Genomic DNA, 18,941 nt, shown 5'->3' with positions numbered 1-18,941 from the left:
CGTAAAATCTTTCATCTTTTTACTAATTTTTAGCTTGACATATTACCGCTGGACTCTAAGGATTATTTTATTTTTATAAAATGTCCTTAAAGCTTCGTCTCGCCGCTTGATATGAGTTGCCTTGTTTCCTCATGCTTTACGGGTTGAGTTCTGCCTTGCAGACAATTTATAAACGGGGTGAGGTTGGGGTGGTAAAATTTATTGCCAAACGATTCAGCGATTAGTAGAGCAATGATTGATTAGAAAGTGCTAGATGCGAGGAAGGGCGACGACGGCGTATAATCAATACTCCTAGGAGCCCTGACGAAGCAGATAGCGCTTTATAATCAATCTAGCAGGATTGGTAGGCTTCCAATCCTGCCAAATTTCATAGCAAGGAAAGAGGTTTCAACTCGCAGCGGACTTTTTTAACTCTCTGCCACCCCTGACAGAGCAATCTCTCACGTCCGCACCTTGCTTTGGATACATTATACCATACTTGTCCCCCCCGACAAGAGGAAATTAGTCAGACTTATCGCGAAAATTAGTAAAATTTATAAGGTTATCCGTCTAAATTTTCTTTAGCGCAGTACTGGCCGCTTCCGCGGCCACTCTTGTCTTCGACTTGTTCTTCCCAACTTTAGCAGTCCTTCCGTACAAAAAGGCTCGCAAAACAATGCAGTCTCGCAAATCGTAAAAGCCAATAAGGGATAGCCTTGCCAGCAAAGCCTGCCAAACAAAACATAACGGAAAAACAAATCCGCCAAAGCATACAAAAACCCCTGCGGCAAATACCGCAGGGGTTAAAGGCTTACTACTATTTACTTATGCCTGCTCGCCGTTTTTATCGGCTTCGAGACTTTCATTAGCTTCCGCAGTGCCGCAGAAGGATGGATTTGTGCCGGCGTCAGCGCTCTCGTTTTGCGCAGCGGCTTCCTCTGCAGCCACCGATTGCTGTACTAAATACAGCTTTTCCTCGGCGCTCAAAATATGTCCGTACTTCACCAGCTGGTTAATTTCTTCCTCTTCCAGAGTTTCGCGTTCCATCAAAGCCTTGGCGATAACGTGCAGCTTGTCTAAATTCTCGCCGAGCAGCTTTTCAGTTGCCGCGTATGCGTCCTCGATAAAGGCGCGTACTTCCTTATCGATTTCAGCGGCGACCTCCTCGCTGTAATCCTTATCGCGGGCAATATCGCGGCCCAGGAATACCTGATCCTGACGGTGTCCGAAGGTTACGGGACCGATATTATCGCTCATGCCGTATTCGCAAATCATCTGACGCGCCAGCTGCGTAGCGCGCTGCAAATCGTTGCTGGCGCCGCTGGAAATTTCCTTCAGCACCAAAGCTTCCGCCACGCGGCCGCCCAGCAGCACCTTCAGCTCGTCCAGCATTTCGCTACGGGTAGCGTAATATTTATCCTCTTTCGGCAAGCTCAAGGTATAACCGCCGGCACGACCGCGAGGGATAATCGTTACCTTATGCACGGGATCCGTATTATCCAGCAGCATGCCCACGATGGTATGCCCGCCCTCGTGGTATGCGGTCAGGCGTTTTTCCTTGTCGCTGATTACGCGGCTCTTGCGTTCAGGGCCCATAATTACGCGCTCGGCAGCCTCTTCCATTTCCGCCATATTGATAACATTTTTATCACGGCGAGCAGTCAGCAGCGCGGCTTCGTTGACTACGTTCGCTAAATCCGCGCCGGTAAAGCCGGGAGTACGCTGGGCAATAACGTCTAAAGATACGTCTGGGCCTACGGGTTTGCCCTTAACGTGTACCTTCAAAATTTCCGTGCGTCCTTTGATATCGGGACGGTCCACAACTATCTGACGGTCAAAACGGCCGGGACGCAGCAGCGCCGGGTCAAGGATATCCGGGCGGTTGGTAGCGGCAATCATAATAATGCCCTCGTTAGCGCTAAAGCCGTCCATTTCTACCAACAGCTGGTTCAGCGTCTGCTCACGCTCATCGTGGCCGCCGCCTAAGCCTGCGCCGCGCTGGCGGCCAACGGCGTCGATTTCGTCGATAAAGACGATGCAGGGCGCGCTCTTTTTAGCGTTATCGAACAAGTCGCGGACGCGGGAAGCGCCTACGCCGACGAACATCTCTACAAAGTCGGAACCGGAAATACTAAAGAAGGGAACGCCTGCTTCACCGGCAACGGCCTTGGCCAGCAGTGTTTTGCCCGTACCCGGAGGGCCGTAAAGCAAAACGCCCTTGGGAATTTTAGCGCCCAAATCGTTATACTTCTGCGGGCTCTTTAAAAATTCTACTACTTCTTCAAGCTCCTGCTTGGCTTCTTCGGCTCCCGCCACATCCTTAAAGGTAATCTTTACCTTATCCTCGTCGTAACGGCGGGCGCGGCTCTTGCCAAAATTCATCACCTTGCCGCCTCCGGCTCCACTCTGGTTCATCATCATGAACCACAGGCCGACGATGATCAGCATGGGCAGCAGGCTGCTCAAAATGCTCATCCACCATGGTGGCTGCGGCGGCAGCTCGGCTTTAATATCCACATTCTTGGCTTCCAGCTTTTCCACCAGCTTGCTGTCGTTAGGCGCAACCGTAGAAAATTCCTGGCCATCCTTTAATTTGCCGCTGATAACATTATCAACTATCTTGACCTGCTTGATTTCCTCCTGCTGCACATGCTGCAGGAAGCTGGTATAGCTTATATCCGCAGGCTTCACGCCTTTTTCGTTATAGAAATCAAACATCCAGATGATTACCATGATTATCAGCAGATAAAAAAGTACGTTCTTAAAAAATTTATTCAAGCACGTATCCTCCTTCCACTTAACCGATAATATTTTATTATATTATAGGAAGCATAATCAAGCAACTATTTTCGCAGGCTTTTTATTTTCTGGCGTAAACCGCAGGCTTCAACACGCCGATATAGGGCAGGTTACGGTAATCACCGGCGTAATCCAGGCCGTATCCTACTACAAATTCGTCGGGGATTTTAAAGCCCACGTAATCGGCCTCCAACCCGTTGACGCGGCGTTCCGCCTTATCGCACAGCGCTACGGTTTTCAACGTAGCTGGTTTGCATTGGCGCAGCATAGCGCCGATAGCCGCGAAGGTAACTCCGCTATCAATAATGTCGTCTACCAAAAGCACGTCCTTACCCGCAATATTTTCGCTGATATCCAGCTTAACCTTAACATTGCCGCTGGTGCTGGTGCCGTTGCCGTAGGAAGAAGCTACCATAAAATCAACGCGCACCGGCATATCTATAGCCCTGGTCAAATCGGTAGCGAACCAGGCCGCTCCTTTCAGCAGCACGACTACAATCAGCTCCCGCCCCTGATAGTCCTCGGTAATCTGACGTCCCATTTCCTGCACGCGGGCGGCAATCTGTTCTTGGGTCAGCAAAATAGTTTTAATATCGTCATGCATGTTTTAAAACTCCTTAAAGTATTTTATCCTGCTTAATTATTTTTACATTAGTAAACGCGAGGCTTTTGTCGCGATACACGGCCTGCACGCCGCCCGGCAACTGCAAAACGCTGCCGCCGCGTTTGGTCAGTAGCAATTTATCCAGCGCTTCCGTGCGCTCATAATCCAGCTCGCGCCCCGCAACGGCAAAATAAGCGCGCCGTAGCGCCCGCTTGCGCAAAGCAGACTCCGCCTGAATAAGCGGCTCCGCCAGCAAACGCGCCTGCGCGTCCTCGTCCTGCGCCAGGCAGGCTTTATAAAGTTCATCCGCAGCCCGCGCCAAAAAGTCTTCATCCTCCTGTAACAGCCGCGCCGTCCGCGTCAGCGCCGTGCGCACCTCGCAGTTAAAATCCTGCTCCAGCAGCGGCAACAACTGATGCCGCACGCGGTTGCGCGTATAACGCAGGTCGTCGTTGCTGCTGTCGTGGCAATAGGCTACGCCCTGCAGGCGGCAATATTCCATAAGCTGTTCGTGGCTAAAGTCCAAGAACGGCCTTATTGCCAAAGAAGTTACATGTCGGATGCCCCCCAGGCCCCCGGTACCCGCGCCGCGCAGCAAGCGCAGCAGCACCGTTTCCGCCTGGTCGTCGCTGTTGTGAGCCGTGACTATAGCCTCCGCGCCCGTTTGCGCCAGCACCTCCCGCAGCGCGCCGTACCGCAGGCTTCTGGCCGCCGCCTCTACGGACAGATGCAGAGAGGTAGCCTCAGCAAGTACGTCCACATGACGCACGCAGCAGGGCAAACATCGCCGAACGCAGAACTGCTGTACCCAGGCCATGTCCTCCAGCGCTTCCTGCCCGCGCAGGCCGTGCTCCACATGGCACACGCTGTAACGGCCCCAGCCTTCGCTTTGCAAAACAGCGCAGGCGCAGGCCAAAGCCATGCTGTCCGCGCCGCCGCTGACAGCTAAAAGATAATGCCCGTCCCGCCGCAAAAATTTTTGCAGCGTCCGGTGCAGCCTAAACACCAAGGGATGTATTTTTTTCAAGCAGCTTCCCTCCTCACTGCGTCTGGCTGTGCGCAAAGAAAGGGCACCCCAGAGAGTGCCCTATGTCCGCCAACAATTATCTTTCACGTCTGGCGCCACGACCACCGCGTTTAGATTCGGTATTACGTTTGAGATCCAGCATACGGTCGTCGCTGTCCTTTAAAAATTTCGACAATTTATCCTCAAAAGAAAGCGGTGACAACGGACGCGCGTTCTGCTGGCGCATACCGCCACGACGTTCACGGTTTTCATTCTGCGGACGCTGAGGCTTGGGCTGCGGCGCAGGCGGCGGCGTCAGCTGCTTAATGGACAGTCCGATCTTACCGCGTTCGTCAATGGTCAGCACCTTAACCTTTACTTTGTCGTGTTCCTTTAAAAAGTCATGCACATCCTTGACGTAAACATTGGAAACCTCGGAAATATGAATCAGGCCCACTTTGCCCTCCGGTAATTGGACAAAAGCGCCAAAGTTGGTGATGCCAGTGACTTCACCCTCTACAATTGCACCTACTTCAAGTGACATCGAGAAAAAAATCCCCCTTAAAAATTCTTTGATACTATTGTATTATACTCTTTAAAAAATAATAGTGTCAACAAAAAAAGCAGAACAAAATTATTACTTCTGTTCTGCTTGCTTCTGCTCCTCCACGATAAAGAGAGGAACTTCGTTTTTACCCACCATATTATAGTCCTCGCGAGCCAGCTTTTCGATATAACGAGGGTCGTCCAGGCGCTTACGCTCCTGCTCCAGCGCAGCCTTTTGCTGCTTCAGGGAATCGATGCGCTGCTGCGTCGCCGCCTGTTCCCGCTTGATTTGATAAATGCTGTATTCCTGCCTGCCCACTACTGCGGCGCATACGATGAGCACGAGCAGCATAAACAGCTTGAAAGCACTGGTTCTGCGTCTTCTTCTCCTAATCCTGCTCATCAGCCACCTCCTGAGCGACGGCTCAAAAACTTAATGCCCGACTTTCTCTAAGCCGGGCATTATTTCAACGCAAATTATTTTGCGTTTACAACATCCTTGAAAGCCTTGCCAGCTTTGAAAGCCGGAACGGTAGCAGCCGGAATTTCAACTGCTTTGCCGGTTTGCGGATTCTTGCCCATGCGTTCCTTGCGAGCGCGAGCTTCAAAGGTGCCGAAGCCGACAACCTGTACCTTGCCACCTTTAGCTACTTCTTCTTTTACGGTTTCTAAAGTAGCGGTGATAGCCTTTTCTACATCTTTTTTGGTTAAGCCTGCTTTTTCGGCAACAGCGGCGATTAGTTCAGTCTTATTCATGAAATCATCCTCCTTCAGTCATTATCTTGCTGCATGCTTGCGTTCAGAGCCTGAGGCTCATACTGACTAGCAATAGTATACACTCTAACGCTTTTTCCTGCAAGTGCGTTTTCAAATTTTTCCTATTTTGAAGACAATTTATCCCCAGGCACAGCTTATTTTTCGCTTTTCTTCGCTTCTTCCCAAAACTTATCTAACTCGTCCAGCGTAAATTCTCTCCACGGACGGCCACTGGCCTCTACCTGCCGCTCCACATAATTGAAGCGGTTGGCGAAACGGTTATTGGTGCCGTTCAGAGCAACTTCCGGCTCAATCCTATTATGGCGCGCATAATTTACCACCGCGAAAAGCACGTCGCCCAGCTCGTTTTCCGCTGCCTGCGCGTCGCCGTTGGCTAAAGCCTCCCGCAGCTCGCCCAGCTCCTCCTGCACCTTGGCCCATACGCCCTCGCTGTCCGGCCAGTCGAAGCCCACCTTGGCGGCCTTGCCCTGCAATTTATAAGCCCGCAGCAGCGCCGGCAGTCCCTGGGTAACGCCGTCCAGAACATGCTTACGCTCGGCTTTTTCTTCTTTTTTAATAGTCTCCCAGTTGCGCAGCACATCGCCCACGCCCTGCACCTTGGTTTCCCCAAACACATGGGGATGGCGGCGAATCAGCTTATCCACCACCTCGTCGATAACGTCCTGCAAATCAAAGCGTCCCGCTTCCTCGGCCATACGCGCATGAAAAACGATCTGCATCAGCACGTCGCCCAGTTCCTCGCGCATACCGTCCGTATCGTCGGCGTCCACAGCCTCCAGATATTCGTAAACCTCTTCGATCATATTGCTGCGGATGGAAGCGTGGGTCTGCTCCCTGTCCCAAGGGCAGCCGCCCGGCTCGCGCAGTGTACGCATCACGTCCACCAACGGTTGAATATCCACATCATCAAAACCGGCTGTCGTCACTAAAGCTTCATCAACGCCGCCCAGCTCGTCGGCCGCCGCGTCTTCCTCCTCTTCCCCAAAGGACTGCAGCTCGCCGGCAAAAGTTTCAGGCGGCACATACACGCTGGTCAAATGGTCGATATGGGGCTGACGGTCCAGCTCAAACAATTTTACCTTGCGGCATTCCTCATCCGGAAGGCCCAAATTGCGCAGGAAATAAATTTCGTAATCGTCGTTTAAATTATCCATCAGCGCGATTTTTAAATCGCTGGCCACCAGCTGGCTGTACACCTGAGTGATCATCAGCGGGTAGGCCCCCGCCTCGCCGATCGCGCCGAAGTCCTGCGCGTCGATAATGCGCAGGCCCGCGATAGGGTCGATACCCAGCTCCACATAAGCCAAATCCAAAAAGCTCATGGAGGGCTTAATAATGAGCTTAACGCCCCGCTCCCCGGCAGCCTGGCGCAGCAGCACCACGGTTTTTTCAGCCACCAACGGACTGCCCGGCACGGCGTAAACCACGTCGCCCTTGGCCGCAGCCGCCAGCACTCTTTGCGTTACGCCGGCGTAAACCTCCTCAAAGGACGAGCCCTGCTCGTACAAATCGTCGCAGGAGCTGTAGGCCACGTTCTGCTTCTGCAGCTCGCTGACCGTAGGATGCACTGCCGTGCGCAGAATTACCTGCGGACAGCTTTGCAGCAGCTCCATGGTTTCCACGGACATATGGCCTGCGGCTCCGGGTCCCAGACCGACAATAGTAATCGTTCCCATATTACGCCTTCTTTCTCAATAAGCCTTGTGCAGTTTACTTTAAAATTTTTTCAACAGCGGCAGCTGCCGCAGCTCGTCTTTAGTCACCACACCCAAAAGCGGCAGCAGCGCGGCATAAAACAGCGCGGCGCAAAGCATAGCGCCCACTGCCGCCCCCGTCCGGCCAACGGCCGTCAACAGCAGCCCGTGGCTCTGCCAGGCGACGGCTCCCATACAAGCGGACGCCAGCAGGATTTTTCCTATATTATACCAATAAAAATTTATTTTGTAATAACGCAGCATAAAAATGTTCAGCGCCGCCGTTAAGCCAAAATTGATATTGGTGGCCCAGGCCGCTCCCGCGATATTATAAGCCGCGTTGGTCAGCTGGCACACGGCAATCAGCTTCGCCCCAATGCCCAGCAGCATATTCAGCATGGGCAGGCTGCTGTGACCCATACCCTGCAAAATTCCCGTAGTCACCTGCTGCATGCCCAGCAGCCAGATTGCCGGGCCCGAATGCATAATGGCAGGCGCGGCCTTGCCCGTACCGTATAAAAGGCGGCTGATGGGCTCGGCCAAAACGCTCATGCCCACGGCGGCAGGCACCGTCAGCAGACAGCACAGCTTCATGGCCGTGGCCGCCTTCTGCTCGATAATATCACGCCTCTGCAAAGTAAAGGCTTCCGCCACCGCCGGCACCAGGCTGGTAGCCAGCGACATAGTGGGAATGGTCGCCATCAACAGCAAAGGCTGGGCCATACCTGCCAAATAGCCGAATAAGGTTGTGGACTGCTCCACCGTAAAGCCGCTGTCAATCAAATAGCGCGGCACCAGCAAAACGTCGATACTGCTGGTCACCGGCACCAGAATATTGGCGCAGGATACCGGCAGCGCCAGCAGCAGCAGGCGCTTTAAAATACGCGCAGCGCTTTCCTGACCGCCGCCTTCCGCACTTACCTGCGGCGCAGCCTGCCACATACTGCGGTAACGGCGGTAAAAATAGCCCAGCACCGCCAGGCCTGTCAGGCTGCCGGGCAGCGCGCCGAAGGCAGCTCCGGCAGCGGCGTATTCCAAGCCGTAAGGCAGCAGCATATAAGCCAGCGCTACCATGGTCGTCACGCGGACAAACTGCTCTAAAATCTGCGAAACCGCAGGCGGCGTCATCAGCTGATGCCCTTGGAAAAAGCCGCGGAAGCTGGCTAAAAGCGACGCAAAAAAGATGGACGGCGTTAAAGCCAGCAGCGCGTAATAGGCGCGCCCGTCCCGCAGCACGCCGGCGTCCACCAGCCAACCAGCCGTCAGCAGCAGCGCCAGCGCCAGCGCCAGGCCAACGCCCGCCATCATTTTCAGCGACAAACGGAAAACACGGCGCACGCTATTGTAATCGCCCCGCGCCAAATAGCCGGACACAATAATGGATATAGCCACCGGAACACCGGCGGAGGAAACGGACAGCAACAGCAGGTACACGGGATAGGCCATCTGGTAAAGGCCGATGCCCTCGCCGCCTAAAAGCCGGGAAAGCAGGATGCGGTTGACGGAGCCGATAACCTTGACCATCAGTCCGGCCATGGTCAGAATCATCGCGCCGCGCAAAAATTTATCCTTACTCACCTGCTTTCACCTCCAAATTTATTTCTTATTGAATTTATTACCCAGAGCCAGCAGCGGCAACGTGCGCTCCAGCCACGACAGGGGCTGCTCCTGCATACTTCCGGTGCGGTAAATCAGCTGCGATTCCTCGCCGCTTTTAAAAGTCATTGTCTTTTTATGCGAATCGATAAGCTTCATAAAAGCCTCCGGATCCACCTGAGCCTTCGGCGCGAAGGTAATGCGGATGGTTCCCTGCCGCACATTGATGCCGCGCACACGCATCAAACGGCACAAGCCCTTCAGCGACGACAAGCGCCACAGGGTTTCCACCTCCGGCGGCGGATTGCCGAAGCGGTCGATAAGCTCGTCCATTAAATCGTCCCGCTCGCTGTAGGCCATTTCGGCAAAGCGGCGGTACAGCTCCATTTTATAGCGCGGGTCGGCAATATAGGAATCGGGGATATAAGCCTCGGCGGGAATTTCCAGCACCGGCTCCGGCTCCTGCGCCGCAACCTTGCCGCTCTGCAGGCGCTCGATAGTTTGCTCCAGCATTTCGCAATAGGCGGCAAAGCCTATGCCAACGATATGCCCGTGCTGCTGCGGCCCCAGAAGATTGCCTGCGCCGCGGATTTCCAAATCGCGCATGGCAATCTTAAAGCCCGCGCCCAGCTCCGTAAAATCGCGGATAGCCTGCAGCCGCTTTTCCGCGATTTCGCTCAGAGCCTTATTGGGCTTGTAAACGAAATAAGCGTAAGCCAGACGAGAGCTGCGGCCCACGCGCCCCCGCATCTGGTACAGTTGGGACAGGCCAAAGTTTTCCGCCCCGTCGATAATAATCGTATTAGCCAGCGGTACGTCCAAGCCGTTTTCCACGATGGTGGTACAAAGCAAAATATCGCAGCCGCCCTCGTAGAAGGTTATCATAGCGTCCTCCAGCGCGTCCTCGTTCATCTGGCCGTGAGCTATTTTTATGCTCACGCCCGGCACCAGACGGCGCAGGCGCGTAGCGATAGCTTCCAAGCCGCTGACCCGGTTATGAATATAATAAATGCGTCCGCCGCGCCGCAGCTCGCGCTCGATAGCCTCCTTAATCATACCGTCGTTATATTCGCTGACATAGGTTTCCACCGGCAGGCGATCCTCCGGCGGCGACTCGATAACGCTCATATCGCGTCCCTTAACCAAAGCCAGGTGCAGTGTGCGGGGAATGGGCGTTGCCGACAGCGTCAGCACATCAATGCCCGTGCGCCACTTTTTAATTTTTTCCTTCTGCGCCACGCCAAAGCGCTGCTCCTCGTCGATAATCAGCAGCCCCAGATTGGGGAAATGCACGTCGGCCTGCAAAAGGCGGTGCGTCCCGATTAAAATATCGACGCGCCCGTCCTCTAAATTCTGCAAAATGCGTTTTTGCTCCTTGGCGCTGCAAAAACGGTTCAGCATTTCCACAGTCACGCCAAAATTACGCAGCCGTTCCTTAAAGGTTAAAAAATGCTGCTGGGCCAGCACCGTGGTCGGCACCATCACCGCCACCTGCTTGCCGTCCACCACGGCTTTAAAGGCGGCGCGCAGCGCCACCTCCGTTTTGCCATAGCCAACGTCGCCGCACAGCAGCCGTTCCATGGGCTGGGGCTTTTCCATATCGGCCTTAATCTCGGCAATAGCCTTAAGCTGGTCGGGAGTTTCCTCATAGGGAAATTCGTCCTCAAATTCCTTTTGCAACGGCGTATCCGGGCTAAAGGCAAAGCCCTGCACGATCTGCCGCTGGGCGTACACCCGCAGCAACTCCTCCGCCAGCTCCGTAATAGCCTTGGCCGCCTTGGAGGTAGTGCGCTTCCAATCGCTGCCGCCCATCTTGGACAAGCGCGGCACAGCGCCCTCGGCGCCAACATATTTATGCAGCAGGCCTACCTGGTCCACCGGCACATACAGCTTATCGTCCCCGGCGTAAGCCAGCAGCAGATAGTCGCGGTGTACGCCGCCGACCTCCACGTTTTCCACGCCGATGTAGCGGCCGATACCGTGGTGCTTATGTACGACATAATCCCCGACCTTAATATCCGAAAAATATTCCAGCTGCTGTCCCTGATGCTTGCTGTGCAGCCGCTTGCGCTTCTGCATACCGAAAATATCGTTTTCCGTCAGCAGCAGCCAGTTAGTATCCCAAAAGCGGAAGCCATGATTCAGCTCGCCGTTCATCACGTTAACCTTGCCCGGCTTCAAATCCAGCTGTACATAAAGTCCCTGCAAGCCGTAATTATGCAGATTTTCCGCAAAGCCACGGGCTTTAACGCTGCCGGACAGCATCACGATAGGCGTAATACCGCTGGCCAGCCAGCCTGTCAAATCTTCAACCAGGCGACCGGTATTTTTATTATAGGGAGCCACGGCCCGCACGGGAATATTCAGCGCCGGCAGCTGGGACAAATAGCTGTGGGACAGCGCGGAGGCCAGCTGCACATTGCTCCGGCTCAGCTGCTCCAGCAGTTCGTCCTTAGTAAACAGCTCGGCGGCGTCGGCCTTGTTTTCCTTATCCAGCTTATCCAGCATTTCAAAGGTTCGCGCCGGTTCATCCACAACCACAAGCGTCCGCGCCGCACAGTAATCCAGCACCGAAGCCTCGTACACATCGTCCAAAGCCGCAGCCAGCGCCGCAATTTTAATATTTTCCAGCGTTTTGATGCTGCGCTGGTTATTAACGTCAAAGCTGCGCATAGCGTCCAGCTCGTTATCAAACCATTCCACACGCACCGGCGCACTGCTGTTAATAGGAAAAATATCCAGAATATCGCCGCGCAGGCAGAACTGACCGATGGCGTCCACCTGGTCGGTGCGCTCGTAGCCCAGCTCCAGCAGCGCCGCGACCACATCCTTCTGCTCGTGGGCTTCGCCCACTGCCAGCCGCAGTTCCTTATTACTTTGCGCCGACGGCCGCAGCTGCTTCTGCTGCAAGGCTTCCGCAGTAATAAAAACTATGCCCCGCTCCTCGCCCTGCAAAAAGCGCAGCGCCGCCGCGCGCCCGGCCTGCAGCTCCAGGCTTTGGGTATCGGCCTGCACCCTCGGCAGGCTGACGGGATACAGCTCCTGCATGGGCAGATCGGGATAAAAATAATTCAGCTCCCGGCGATAAGCGCGAATTTCCTCACGGGACGCCGTAATGAAGGCCAGGCTGCCGCGCTCGCCCAGAAGCTTATCCACGGCAGCAAAAAAGACCGGCTTGCAGCTTTGCGCCAACCCGGTTAAAATACAGGCCTGTTTGTCCAAATGATAAAGGGCTGCCTGCCGCACCTCGCGCACGGCGGCTACCTGTTTAAGTAAAATATTATCCATAAGTCTTAAAAATTCTAAAGAAAACTGAGGACTGAGGCAAGTCCCCCGCCGCGCGCAGCAAGGCCGGCCTGCCGTCAGTCCCTACAAATAAACAAATTACAGTTTTACCGCCAATACCTTGCGGTCCAGGCTGTGGATTGCGTCCACAAAGCGAACCGTACCGGTTTTATAGCGGGCGGAAATAGTATGGGTACGCACGCCGTCGGCAAAATAACGCAGACCGTGCAGCATATTGCAATTGGTAATAGCCGTCGCGGTAAACATGCAATCGTCGCCCTTTACCAAATCGTCCAAGGTCAAAACCTTATTAACGTCGGCAATGCCCATCTTCAGGCAGCGCTGTACCTGCGCGTCGTCCTCAGGGCACAGGCGGGCCTGCATATCGCCGCCCAGGCATTTTACGGCTGCCGCGCCCAAAACGCCTTCGGGAGCGCCGCCCTTGCCCACATACATATGGATGCCGCTGCCTTCGATGCAGCACTCCACGATGGGGTTAACGTCACCGTCGGTAATCAGGGAAATACGTGCGCCGGCTTTTCTGATTTCCTCCATCAGCGGATAATGACGCTCGCGGTCCAGCAGCACTACGTTCAAATCGGCAACCTTACGTTCCATAGCCTTAGCTACGCGCTCCAGATTTTCGGAAATAGGCGCGTCAATATTGATGCAGCCCTTAGCGCGGGGGCCAACGGCAATTTTATCCATGTACATATCGGGGGCGTGCAGCAGACAACCGCGGGGAGCGATAGCAATAACTGCGATAGCGCCGGGCTGGCCTTTAGCCACCAGATTAGTTCCTTCCACCGGGTCAACGGCAATATCCACAGCCGGACCGCCTGCGCCCACCTCTTCGCCGATATACAGCATCGGCGCTTCGTCCATTTCGCCTTCGCCGATAACTACGGTACCGTTAATATTTACGGTATCAAAAGCGGCGCGCATAGCGTCAACCGCCAAACCGTCGGCGCCGTTCTTGTCGCCCCTGCCTACCAAACGGCCGCAGGCAATGGCGGCAGCCTCGGTAACGCGTACAAATTCCATAGAAAGCTCTCTGTTCATCCTTACATCACTCCTTAATATTTTTGCACAATATACGTGAAAATTATCAGATATTTACTCTTTAATTATGACACTTTCAGACTGTTTTAGCAATAAGAAAATCAAATCCCTTTTACCAGCCGTAAGTTATCAGCTTTACCAAAAGCTGCCAGGGCAGCACGAAAACGATATACATTAAAAGCAGGCTGAACAGCAGCGCCACCAGAGAGCGGAAGCAGTCGATAAGATAAACAGCCTCCAAAGTGCGCACCAACAGGTACAACATCCAGATAAAGCCCACTAAAACGATGACCCCCAGCAGCGGCAAGCCTCCCAGCCCCAGCTTGCCTGCCAGCAACGCTCCCGGCGTCAGCAGCAAAAAGGGCAGAGTGGTATAACCCAAAAGGCAAATCAAGCCCACCGGGTCGCCGGCCAAAGCGCCGAAGGTTTCCATAATGCCGTGCAACAAGAAGCCGTATAACGATAAAGCCGTCGCCATAATCAAAACAGTCGCCAGTATAATGGCAAAGCGCACCTGCAGCGGCTGCTCCAGCAGCCAGCAATTAGTTACCACGCCGGTGAAAAAGCCCACGCTGATGGTAAAATAAAACGCGCTGCGCCACAGGCAGGGCTGCTTGACCAGCGCTCCCAGCCCCGCTCCCGGTTCAAAAAGCACGTCGAAGGTTTTGCGCCTCATAGCTCATCACCTCACAACGGCAGGCGCCGCGCCGGGCTGCAGGCTGCTTTGCAGCTGCTGCAGCAGCTCTCCTTTAATCATATTGGCAATCTGAGCGCTCAGCAAAAATTCCCACGGCTGCTGCTTAGCGCGTTCTTTAACGGCAGGCAGGCCGTCGCTGCCCGGTTTAATGCCGCCCAATTCGCCAGCCGCGGCCAAAGCGTCGTAATAATCGCCTATCTCGTCCACCAGCCCCAGATTTTTCGCCTGCTGACCGGTATAAACGCGGCCGTCGGCCAGCTGCCGTACCTTGCTCTGCTCCATTTGGCGGCCCACAGCTACCGTAGCCACAAACTGCTCGTAAATTTCGTTGACAATACTTTGCAGAATGGCCTTTTCCTCCTCTGTCATAGGACGGTCGCTGCTCATAATATCCTTATAGGGCCCGCTCTTAATCTTATCGCTGGTAATACCGATCTTTTTAAACAGCTCCTCCGTATTCATATAAGGCATGTACACGCCAATGCTGCCGGTTAAAGTCGTAGCGTTGGCGTACACCTTATCGCTGGCGCAGGCTGCAATCCAATAAGCCGCGCTGGCCCCGGTATTGCCCATAGTCGCTACAATGGGCTTTTTGGTATTGCTTTTGAAGCGCATCAGCTCCCGGCCCACCTCCTCGGCCGCCGTAGCGCTGCCGCCGCCGCTATCAATGCGCAGCACCAAAGCCTTTACGCTGTCGTCGGCTGCAGCCTCGCGAATCTGACGCATCAAACTGCCGCTGGTAACGCCCGCAGTCTGATTAAAAAGCGTATCGCGGCTGTCGCCGCCGCTGATAATAGTACCCTCAATGTCGATAACGGCCACTCTGTCGGGCACCGTCACGCTCTTTTCATTATTATTATTGCCCTTGAGCAGCGACACCACAAAGCTAAGCACCGCCAACAGCAGCACCGCGCTGATAAAAATTTTCTTGAGCATAGCAACCTCCTTTATGCCGCCGATAAAACAGGCAGGCCGCTCAGTAAGCAGCCTGCCGCCTTAAAGTCTTATTTTTGTTCCCGCAAAGCAGCTGCAATAAAGTCACGGAACAGCGGATGGGGATTGGTCGGACGGGATTTAAATTCCGGATGGAACTGCGCGCCCAGGAACCAGGGATGTACGCTTTCAGGCAGCTCCACAATTTCCACCAAACGTCCGTTAGGCAGCGTGCCGCCCAGTTTCAGACCCTTTTCAATAATTTCTTCGCGGAAGGCGTTATTAAATTCGTAACGATGGCGGTGACGTTCGTAAATCAGCTCCTCGTTATAAGCCTTCATCGTCAGCGTATCGGGATATACCTTACAGGGATACAGGCCGAGGCGCATGGTGCCGCCCATATCCTCCACGTCCAGCTGCTCCGGCATCAGGTCGATAACGGGATGCGTGGTTTCCGGCGCAAACTCCGAACTGTTAGCGTCGGCCATACCGCAAACGTGGCGGGCAAACTCGATAACGGCGCACTGCATACCCAGGCAAATACCGAAGAACGGAATTTTATTTTCACGGGCGTATTGAATGGCCTTGATTTTGCCTTCAATGCCGCGGTTGCCGAAGCCGCCGGGCACCAGAATGCCGTCCACGCCCTCCATAACCTTAGTCATATCGACGGACTCGCCTTCAATCTTTTCGGCGTTCACCCATTTAATATCCAGCTCCGCTTCGTTGGCTACGGCGGCATGGCGCAAGGATTCGGTAATGCTGATATAAGCGTCCTGCAGCTCCACATATTTGCCCACAACGGCGATAGTCACCTTACGGTCATATTTTTTCAGAATGCGGGCCACCATATCGTGCCAGCCGCTCATATCCTTGGGCTTATCCTCCATATCCAGCTTGCGCAGCACGATGGAATCCAGCTGCTGCTCCTCCATCAGCATGGGCACCTGATAAATGCTCCTGGCCGTCAGGTTTTGAATAACTGCGTCCGGGTCAACGTCGCAGAACATGGCCATCTTTTCGCGCATCTCTTTGGAAATGGGCTTTTCGCTGCGGCACACGATAATGTCGGGAGAAATACCGATGCTGCGCAGCTCCTTAACGCTGTGCTGGGTCGGCTTGGTTTTCAGCTCGCCGGCAGCGGAAATATAGGGAACCAGGGTAACATGAATATAGAGCACATCGTTGCGGCCCACCTCTTTTTTCACCTGCCGGATAGCCTCCAAAAATGGCAGGCTCTCGATATCGCCCACCGTGCCGCCGATTTCCGTAATAACAAAATCGGCGTTATCCTGCTTGCCAACCAGGAAGACACGCTCCTTAATCGCATTGGTGATGTGAGGAATTACCTGCACCGTGCCGCCTAGATAATCGCCGCGGCGCTCCTTATTGATAACGGATTGATAAATTTTACCGGTAGTTACATTGGAATTTTTGGACAGGTTGATGTCGATAAAGCGCTCGTAATGACCCAAATCCAAATCGGTTTCCGCACCGTCGTCGGTAACGAAAACCTCGCCGTGCTGATAGGGGCTCATAGTGCCGGGATCGATATTGATATACGGGTCGAACTTTTGAATAGTAACCCGGTAGCCGCGGCTTTTCAGCAAACGTCCTAAAGATGCGGCCGTAATGCCCTTACCCAAGGAAGATACAACGCCGCCGGTTACGAAAATATATTTTGTCATCTTGTTTCCCATCCCTTTCTTAACTGCTGCTTTTATATTTGATACTAGTAATATTACTCAAACCTTAAGGCTGGATAGAAGGCGTTAGAGGCGAGGAAGGGCGGCGACGGCGTATCGCAAATACTCCTAGCCCGCCCTGACGAAGCATATGACGCCTTATATTCAGCCAATAGCATTACATATGTTCAGGTGCGGATACCCCCAATATCCCCAGCGCGTGACGAATAACATGTCCCACCGCAATAACCAGAGCAATGCGGGCCTGCTGCAAATCGCTGTCCACGCCCAAAATGCGGCACTGATTATAGAAGGAATGGAACAAGCCTGCCAGCTCGTGTACATAATGGGCTACATTGTGTACGGCGCGGTCGCGGGCCGCTCTTTGCAGCATTTCAGGATATTCGCCCAGCTTTTTAATCAGCTCCAGCTCTTCCTTTTCCTGCAAGACTGACAACCGCAGCTTATCCGCAGCGGCAATTTCAATGCCGGCTTCCTCCAGCTGACGCATAATGCTGCAAATGCGGGCGTGAGCGTATTGGATATAGTAAACGGGGTTCTCGTTGCTCTTTTCCGTAGCCAGAGTCATATCGAAATCCAGCTGGCTGTCGATGGAACGCATGGTAAAGAAGAAGCGGGCCGCGTCGGTGCCAACCTCTTCGATAAGCTCGTTCAAGGTAACGCTCTGACCGGTACGCTTGGACATTTTCACCAGCTCGCCGTTACGGTACAGGCTGACCATTTGCAGAATCAGCACCTCCAGCTGCTCCGGCTTGTATCCTAAAGCTCCCACGGCGGCCTTCATGCGGGCGATGTAGCCGTGATGATCCGCGCCCCACAGATTGATTACGCGGTCGAAGCCGCGCTCGAATTTATTGCGGTGATAAGCGATATCCGCTGCAAAATAAGTAGGCACGCCGTTATCGCGAATAACTACGCGGTCCTTATCGTCGCCGTGCTCCGTAGCGTTCAGCCACAAAGCGCCGTCCTTTTCGTAAAGATAGCCGCGTTCGCGCAGCAAATCGCAGGCCTTATGGATAGCGTCGGCGTCGTGCAGGCTCTGCTCGCTGAACCAAACGTCAAACTCCACGTTAAAGGCAGCCAGGTCCTCCTTCAGCGCCGCCAGCTTTTCCTTCAACGCAATAGTGCGGAACTGCTGCAAGCGTTCGCCTTCGTCCATCTGTAAAAATTTATCGCCGTATTTTTTTACGATGCGCTGAGCCGTTTCCACAATATCGTAGCCGTGGTAGCCGTTTTCGGGAAATTCCACCGTCTGGCCCAGCTGCTCCAAATAGCGGGCGTTGACGGACTCAGCCAGATTATTGATTTGATTGCCGGCGTCGTTAATATAATATTCGCGGGTCACGTCGTAACCGGCAGCCTTCATCAGGTTGGCCAAGGCGCTGCCCACAGCCGCGCCGCGGCCATGGCCCACGTGCAGCGGGCCCGTCGGGTTGGCGCTGACATATTCCAGCTGAATTTTTTCCTTGCAGTCGCTGACCAGATTGCCGTAATTTTCACCCTCGGCGATAATTTTCGCCAGCATATCGTACATCCAGTCCTGTTTGAGATAAAAATTGATAAAGCCGGGACCGGCAATTTCCGTTTTAGCAATATAAGCGCAGTCCAGATTATCGATAACGGCCTGCGCAATCATGCGCGGATTGCATTTCAGGCTGCGGGCGGACTGCATTGCGAAATTAGTGGCAAAATCGCCGAACTCCTTCTGCGGCGGCACCTCCAGCAGCACCTCCGGCAAAGCGCCCTCCTTCAGCTTGCCGTCGGCAATAGCTTTCTTAGCGGCAGCCTTAATAGCGGCAGCCAAAATATTCTTAATGTCCAACCTCTGTATCCTCCTCAATTTCAATTAAAATCTGCATTTCGCCATAGGGGGCGTCCCCATGATATAATGTATATTCTACCTCCAGACGCCAAACGCCTTCCCGGAAATAAGTGTATAAATAGCTCGTTTCCGTAGTCAGAGGAATGGTCAGATAGGGAGTTTTATAAACGCTTCTGTCCAAATAGCCACGGCAAAACTCCTGACGGTGCTCCACCGTACCGTTGCGCAGAATAATAACGCGCTCCTGATTCCATTTCACCGTGGTTTTGGTTCCCTCCAGCCCCGACTGAGCGTCCTCCTTGTACATCACATAGTACTTGCCGTTTTTATACGTCATCGTCCCCTTGTAACGCTGCTCGATGGACTGCGCCGTGCTGCCGGCTTCTTTAGTTGTACTTAGAATACGAATTTTTACCGCCTGCATCTAAATTCTCC

General features: G+C 53.8%; 15 protein-coding genes. All 15 read right to left on the bottom strand.

Going from position 1 to position 18,941, the window contains the following annotated elements; translation table 11 throughout:
• Positions 1-804: 804 nt before the first annotated feature.
• The 15 genes from ftsH to Q4E64_RS01175 all read right to left on the bottom strand — a co-directional run bounded on the left by ftsH (position 805) and on the right by Q4E64_RS01175 (position 18,930).
• Entirely contained in the window at positions 805-2,757 is a 1,953-nt protein-coding gene (gene ftsH / locus Q4E64_RS01245) for an ATP-dependent zinc metalloprotease FtsH (RefSeq protein ID WP_303165840.1), read from the bottom strand.
• A gap of 82 nt (positions 2,758-2,839) precedes the next feature.
• The gene (gene hpt / locus Q4E64_RS01240; protein WP_303165839.1) at positions 2,840-3,382 is read right to left on the bottom strand and encodes a hypoxanthine phosphoribosyltransferase; all 543 of its coding nucleotides are present in this window, start codon (positions 3,380-3,382) and stop codon (positions 2,840-2,842) included.
• 13 nt (positions 3,383-3,395) lie between these two features.
• Positions 3,396-4,409, bottom strand: coding sequence for a tRNA lysidine(34) synthetase TilS (gene tilS / locus Q4E64_RS01235; RefSeq protein ID WP_303165838.1), 1,014 nt, complete (start codon positions 4,407-4,409; stop codon positions 3,396-3,398).
• Positions 4,410-4,485: 76 nt separating this feature from the next.
• Positions 4,486-4,932 carry a S1 domain-containing RNA-binding protein gene (locus Q4E64_RS01230; protein WP_293729707.1) on the bottom strand — a complete coding sequence of 149 codons (447 nt, stop codon included), beginning with the start codon at positions 4,930-4,932 and terminating at the stop codon, positions 4,486-4,488.
• A 93-nt stretch (positions 4,933-5,025) separates the two neighbouring features.
• The gene (locus Q4E64_RS01225) at positions 5,026-5,337 is read right to left on the bottom strand and encodes a septum formation initiator family protein (RefSeq protein ID WP_303165837.1); all 312 of its coding nucleotides are present in this window, start codon (positions 5,335-5,337) and stop codon (positions 5,026-5,028) included.
• Between the two features lie 74 nt (positions 5,338-5,411).
• On the bottom strand, positions 5,412-5,690 hold the full coding sequence (locus Q4E64_RS01220) for an HU family DNA-binding protein (protein ID WP_293729705.1): 279 nt from the start codon (positions 5,688-5,690) through the stop codon (positions 5,412-5,414).
• Positions 5,691-5,845: 155 nt separating this feature from the next.
• Positions 5,846-7,387 (bottom strand): nucleoside triphosphate pyrophosphohydrolase, encoded by a 1,542-nt coding sequence (mazG, locus tag Q4E64_RS01215; RefSeq protein WP_303165836.1) that lies wholly within the window; start codon positions 7,385-7,387, stop codon positions 5,846-5,848.
• 39 nt (positions 7,388-7,426) lie between these two features.
• On the bottom strand, positions 7,427-8,983 hold the full coding sequence (locus tag Q4E64_RS01210) for a polysaccharide biosynthesis protein (protein ID WP_303165835.1): 1,557 nt from the start codon (positions 8,981-8,983) through the stop codon (positions 7,427-7,429).
• Positions 8,984-9,001: 18 nt separating this feature from the next.
• Complete coding sequence (mfd, locus tag Q4E64_RS01205; RefSeq protein WP_303165834.1) at positions 9,002-12,289, bottom strand: transcription-repair coupling factor; 3,288 nt, start codon at positions 12,287-12,289, stop codon at positions 9,002-9,004.
• Between the two features lie 96 nt (positions 12,290-12,385).
• Positions 12,386-13,348: a class II fructose-bisphosphatase gene (gene glpX / locus Q4E64_RS01200; RefSeq protein ID WP_303165833.1), complete on the bottom strand. Its 963-nt coding sequence runs from the start codon at positions 13,346-13,348 to the stop codon at positions 12,386-12,388.
• A 112-nt stretch (positions 13,349-13,460) separates the two neighbouring features.
• The gene (locus Q4E64_RS01195) at positions 13,461-14,024 is read right to left on the bottom strand and encodes a YIP1 family protein (RefSeq protein WP_303165832.1); all 564 of its coding nucleotides are present in this window, start codon (positions 14,022-14,024) and stop codon (positions 13,461-13,463) included.
• 6 nt (positions 14,025-14,030) lie between these two features.
• Positions 14,031-14,981: a signal peptide peptidase SppA gene (sppA, locus tag Q4E64_RS01190; RefSeq protein ID WP_303165831.1), complete on the bottom strand. Its 951-nt coding sequence runs from the start codon at positions 14,979-14,981 to the stop codon at positions 14,031-14,033.
• A gap of 68 nt (positions 14,982-15,049) precedes the next feature.
• Complete coding sequence (locus Q4E64_RS01185; protein WP_303165830.1) at positions 15,050-16,666, bottom strand: CTP synthase; 1,617 nt, start codon at positions 16,664-16,666, stop codon at positions 15,050-15,052.
• A gap of 175 nt (positions 16,667-16,841) precedes the next feature.
• On the bottom strand, positions 16,842-18,506 hold the full coding sequence (gene argS / locus Q4E64_RS01180; protein ID WP_303165829.1) for an arginine--tRNA ligase: 1,665 nt from the start codon (positions 18,504-18,506) through the stop codon (positions 16,842-16,844).
• On the bottom strand, positions 18,496-18,930 hold the full coding sequence (locus tag Q4E64_RS01175; protein ID WP_303165828.1) for a DUF1934 domain-containing protein: 435 nt from the start codon (positions 18,928-18,930) through the stop codon (positions 18,496-18,498). Before Q4E64_RS01175 ends, argS begins: the two co-directional genes overlap by 11 nt.
• Positions 18,931-18,941 lie beyond the last annotated feature (11 nt).

Source organism: Phascolarctobacterium sp. (genome assembly GCF_030531065.1).
Taxonomy (GTDB): domain Bacteria; phylum Bacillota; class Negativicutes; order Acidaminococcales; family Acidaminococcaceae; genus Phascolarctobacterium_A.
This window is presented reverse-complemented; position numbering and strand designations above follow the sequence as displayed.